The sequence below is a fragment of the Candidatus Planktophila sp. genome, from assembly GCF_046070465.1.
Lineage (GTDB): Bacteria > Actinomycetota > Actinomycetes > Nanopelagicales > Nanopelagicaceae > Planktophila.
On the sequence record NZ_JBJTMK010000133.1, the window covers coordinates 1 to 4,044 of the forward strand.

The following is a 4,044-nucleotide window of genomic DNA, read 5'->3' on the forward strand; positions in this document are numbered from 1 at the left end:
GCCATGCACTAGCTCTCAAAGCTGGTGCAAACCTCAAGGATATGGAGTTCTTGCAATTCCACCCAACAGGAATGGTCTGGCCTCCATCAGTTCGCGGAATCTTGGTAACAGAATCTGTCCGCGGTGAAGGTGGAGTTCTTACCAACAACAAGGGTGAGCGCTTTATGTTTAATTACATTCCAGATGTATTTAAGGATAAGTACGCAACAACTGAAGAAGAAGCAGATCGTTGGTATACAGATCAGGACAATAACCGCCGTCCACCAGAGCTACTTCCTCGCGATGAAGTAGCGCGCGCCATTAACTCTGAAGTTAAAGCTGGTCGCGGTACAGAGCATGGTGGAGTATTCCTCGATGTTTCAAAGCGTTTGTCAGCTGAAGTTATTAAGAAGCGCCTTCCATCTATGTGGCACCAGTTCTATGAACTCGCCGGCGTAGATATCACCAAGGAGCCGATGGAAGTTGGCCCAACCTGTCACTACGTCATGGGCGGCGTCGATGTCGAACCAGATACAGCTGCAGCGATTGGAGTCCCAGGACTCTTTGCGGCAGGTGAAGTAGCTGGCGGAATGCATGGTTCTAACCGCCTCGGCGGAAACTCATTGTCAGACCTTCTCGTATTCGGCCGCCGCGCAGGTATGGGCGCAGCTGCTTACGTAAAGGCGAACGGCGAAAATCCAGTCTCCGATGCAACTGTTGCTCAGGCAGCACAACGTATCCAGGCTCCATTTGAAAACTCAGGCGGCGAAAATGCATATTCATTGCACGCTGAGCTTCAGGAAGTCACACATAACTTGGTCGGAATCATCCGTACCGGTGCCGAAATCAAGGAGGCGATTACAAAGATTGCCGACATTCGCGCTCGCAGCAAGAATGTAAGCGTGGCCGGAGATCGTAAATTCAACCCTGGTTTCCACTTGGCATTTGATCTCGACAATATGTTGTTAGTTGCAGAATCCACTGCCAAGTCAGCTGACCTACGCGAAGAATCTCGTGGCGGTCACACCCGCGATGACTTCCCAGGTATGAGCAGCACCTGGCGCCAGGTCAACCACATCTCAAGTTTCAATGGCAGCGAAGTAACGGTTGCGGCGCGACCATTGCCTCCAATGCCAAAAGAGCTCTTTGATCTCTTTGATGTACACGAGTTGGAGAAATACATGACACCAGAAGAAATTGCGAAAGGCGGTTCCAACTAATGGCACGCAAACTCAATCTTCGAATCTGGCGTGGAGATTCAACTGATGGCGGTCTTAAGGATGTCGTCGTTGACGTCAACGAGGGCGAAGTGGTTCTCGATGTAATCCACCGCGTTCAAGCTACACAGATGGGCGATCTTGCAGTGCGTTGGAACTGTAAGGCTGGTAAGTGTGGATCTTGTTCCATGGAGATCAACGGAAAGCCACGTCTTGCATGTATGACACAGGTTGCATCATTCGATGAGGACGAGACAATCACCGTCACACCTCTTCGCGCATTCCCAATCATCAAGGATCTCGTCACAGATGTCTCCTTCAACTACAAGAAGGCGATGGAAGTTCCAGCGTATTCACACCCTGCAGAGCTGGCTCCAGGTGAGGCTCGTATGGAGCAGGTGGATGTCGAGCGTTCACAAGAGTTCCGTAAGTGCATCGAATGCTTCCTATGTCAGAACACATGCCACGTAATCCGTGACCATGAAGAGAATAAGAAGTCATTTGCTGGCCCACGATTCTTTATCCGTATTGCGGAACTTGATATGCACCCATTGGATCGCATCAAGAATCGCAAGCGCACGGCACAGGAAGAGCACGGTCTGGGAATGTGTAACATCACGAAGTGCTGTACCGAAGTATGTCCAGAGCACATCAAGATTACTGACAATGCAATCATTCCTATGAAGGAGCGCGTTGTAGATATTAAGTACGATCCAGCTCGTATGTTCAGTGGTCTACTTCGTCGAGAGAAGCGCGACTAATAATGAATTTAATTATCCGATGGGCAGTTCTCGCCTTTGCGATGTGGGTATCAACACTCGCCGTGCCTGGAATTACAGTCAACGGCGGATTCACCACATATCTCTGGGTGGCTCTGCTCTTCGGCTTAATTAACTCTATTTTCGGCTCTCTCATTAAGGTGCTGACTTTTCCGGTTTCCATTGTGACTTTCGGAATCTTCCTCTTTGTTGTGAACGCATCGATGTTGTCGCTGACTGCGCGTTGGTCGGATAAGTTAGATGTCACAGGATTCTGGTCGGCGCTCTTTGCATCATTGATTATCAGTGCGATTACAACAGTCTTTAAAGCAAGCAAGAAGACGGTTAGATTCTGAACGCAGTATTGCTAGTTAGCGCAGGGGGAGTCTTAGGCTCCCTCTCTCGCTTTCTTATTGATCAATTCTTCATTAGCGATCGACTTGGAATCATTGCCGCAAATATCGTGGGATGTGGTTTAGCTGCGCATATCTTGGTATTAATGGAGCGTCGCGGAATCACCTGGGCTCGATACTTCTTACTTCCAGGATTTTGCGGAGGCATGACAACATTTTCTGGTGTGACTTTTGAAGCAGTACATCACACCCACGAAAATCTTGTTTTTCTTGGAGCAAATGTCTTTGGCTCTTTGATAGCGATAGCTCTAATGCTCCCTCTTTCACGTAAATGGATCAAGGTCCGGGTATGAGATATTTACTTGTCGCGCTAGGTGCCGCCTTCGGGGCGCCGACACGGTTTCTCATAGATGCACGATTTAGAAAGATTACAGATCAACCATTCGGAATCTTTTTCATCAATATTCTTGGCTCATTCTTTCTTGGCTTAACTTTGGATTCACCTGAACATTGGCATGATCTATTGGCAATCGGTTTCCTCGGAGCCTTCACAACATGGTCTACCTTTATCCTCGATATCTATCTTGCCTACGAACTCAAGAAGTACAAGGCGGCAGCGATTAACTTAAGCGCATCATTGATTTGTGGATTAGCAGCAGCATGGTGCGGACTTCAAATAGGTAATTAGTTATTAAAGCGTAATAACAATATTTCCATCTACATCACTTACGGGGTAGCTCTTGAGCGGACGATTCGCCGGACCAGCAATCACTTTTCCATCTGCAGGGTTGAATCCGGAACCATGACATGGACATAAAAGTTCTTTTCCAGATAGTTCAACAGCACATCCTTGGTGAGTGCAGACTTCATCGACTGCAAATAATCCAGATGAAGAACGAGTTACGAAATAATTCTTGCCAGATTTAAATTGCTTAGTCTCTCCCATTGCAAGTGAGGAAGATTTTCCGAGAATTACCCCTTTAGCAGGTGATGCAGTTGGAGACGTAGTTACTAGCACTCCCTTATCCCACACCAGCTTTTTTCCTTGTTTAATTGCGGTGTACTTCTTTCCGCGGAAGATAATGGTTTGACCCACTTTGGTTGGCTTCAAAGTTGGTGCAGCAGCAAAAGCGTTGGAACTCTTCCAAGAAAAGACTCCGACAAACGCAGCAAGTAAGACCGATCTTCTACTTTGACTAGCCATTACCGAAGAATAGTTTTCATCCACTTTTCAATCTCATCAGGATGCCTAGGGATATCCTGACTGAGATTGCGGCAACCATCTGCCGTAACCACGATGTCATCTTCAATGCGGATACCGATTCCGCGGTATTCAGGGGCAAAGAGTTCGTCATCAGGCTGGATATAGAGACCTGGTTCGACGGTGAGAACCATGCCAACCTCAAGCTCTTTATCAAGGTAATTCTCTTTGCGAGCGTGGGCACAGTCATGGACATCGATACCTAAGTGGTGGCTTACTCCGTGCAGAGTCCAACGGCGATGAAGCCCAACCTCAGGCTTCAACGATTCTTCAGCGCTGACTGTGAGAACACCCATGGCAGCAAGTCCTTCTGCGAGGACCTTCTGGCAAGCAGTGTTGATCTCAGAGAATTTCACACCTGGCTTAATTGCTGCAAAGCCAGCTAATTGCGCCTCATAGACAAGCATGTAAAGAGAACGTTGTGCGGGTGTGAACTTTCCGGTGACAGGAAGTGTGCGAGTGATATCTGCTGTGTA

7 protein-coding genes are annotated in these 4,044 nt (G+C 47.9%); 5 read left to right on the plus strand and 2 right to left on the minus strand.

What is annotated here, in order from left to right; translation table 11 throughout:
• From ACKOVI_RS06075 to ACKOVI_RS06095, 5 genes are all read left to right on the plus strand, one after another.
• Positions 1 to 1,199, plus strand: a 1,199-nt coding sequence (locus ACKOVI_RS06075) for an FAD-binding protein (protein ID WP_509603196.1), incomplete at its 5' end; no start/stop codon positions are given.
• A complete protein-coding gene (locus tag ACKOVI_RS06080; RefSeq protein ID WP_509603197.1) occupies positions 1,199 to 1,957 on the plus strand; it encodes a succinate dehydrogenase/fumarate reductase iron-sulfur subunit in 759 nt (252 codons plus the stop codon). The genes ACKOVI_RS06075 and ACKOVI_RS06080, both read left to right, overlap by 1 nt.
• A gap of 2 nt (positions 1,958 to 1,959) precedes the next feature.
• Positions 1,960 to 2,310: a phage holin family protein gene (locus tag ACKOVI_RS06085; protein ID WP_509603198.1), complete on the plus strand. Its 351-nt coding sequence runs from the start codon at positions 1,960 to 1,962 to the stop codon at positions 2,308 to 2,310.
• Between the two features lie 8 nt (positions 2,311 to 2,318).
• Positions 2,319 to 2,660 (plus strand): fluoride efflux transporter FluC, encoded by a 342-nt coding sequence (locus ACKOVI_RS06090; protein WP_509603199.1) that lies wholly within the window; start codon positions 2,319 to 2,321, stop codon positions 2,658 to 2,660.
• Positions 2,657 to 2,995 carry a fluoride efflux transporter FluC gene (locus tag ACKOVI_RS06095; protein ID WP_509603200.1) on the plus strand — a complete coding sequence of 113 codons (339 nt, stop codon included), beginning with the start codon at positions 2,657 to 2,659 and terminating at the stop codon, positions 2,993 to 2,995. Before ACKOVI_RS06090 ends, ACKOVI_RS06095 begins: the two co-directional genes overlap by 4 nt.
• 3 nt (positions 2,996 to 2,998) lie before the next feature.
• Here ACKOVI_RS06095 and ACKOVI_RS06100 read toward each other — a convergent pair whose 3' ends face one another.
• Complete coding sequence (locus ACKOVI_RS06100) at positions 2,999 to 3,511, minus strand: Rieske (2Fe-2S) protein (RefSeq protein WP_509603201.1); 513 nt, start codon at positions 3,509 to 3,511, stop codon at positions 2,999 to 3,001.
• A partial coding sequence (locus ACKOVI_RS06105) for a M24 family metallopeptidase (protein ID WP_509603202.1) occupies positions 3,511 to 4,044 on the minus strand: 534 nt, incomplete at its 5' end. The genes ACKOVI_RS06105 and ACKOVI_RS06100, both read right to left, overlap by 1 nt.

Excerpts from the sequence above, each read along its gene's own strand:
- ACKOVI_RS06080 (WP_509603197.1), top strand. The coding sequence starts at position 1,199 with ATGGCACGCAAACTCAATCTTCGAATCTGGCGTGGAGATTCAACTGAT.
- ACKOVI_RS06085 (WP_509603198.1), top strand. The coding sequence starts at position 1,960 with ATGAATTTAATTATCCGATGGGCAGTTCTCGCCTTTGCGATGTGGGTA.
- ACKOVI_RS06095 (WP_509603200.1), top strand. The coding sequence starts at position 2,657 with ATGAGATATTTACTTGTCGCGCTAGGTGCCGCCTTCGGGGCGCCGACA.
- ACKOVI_RS06100 (WP_509603201.1), bottom strand. The coding sequence starts at position 3,511 with ATGGCTAGTCAAAGTAGAAGATCGGTCTTACTTGCTGCGTTTGTCGGA.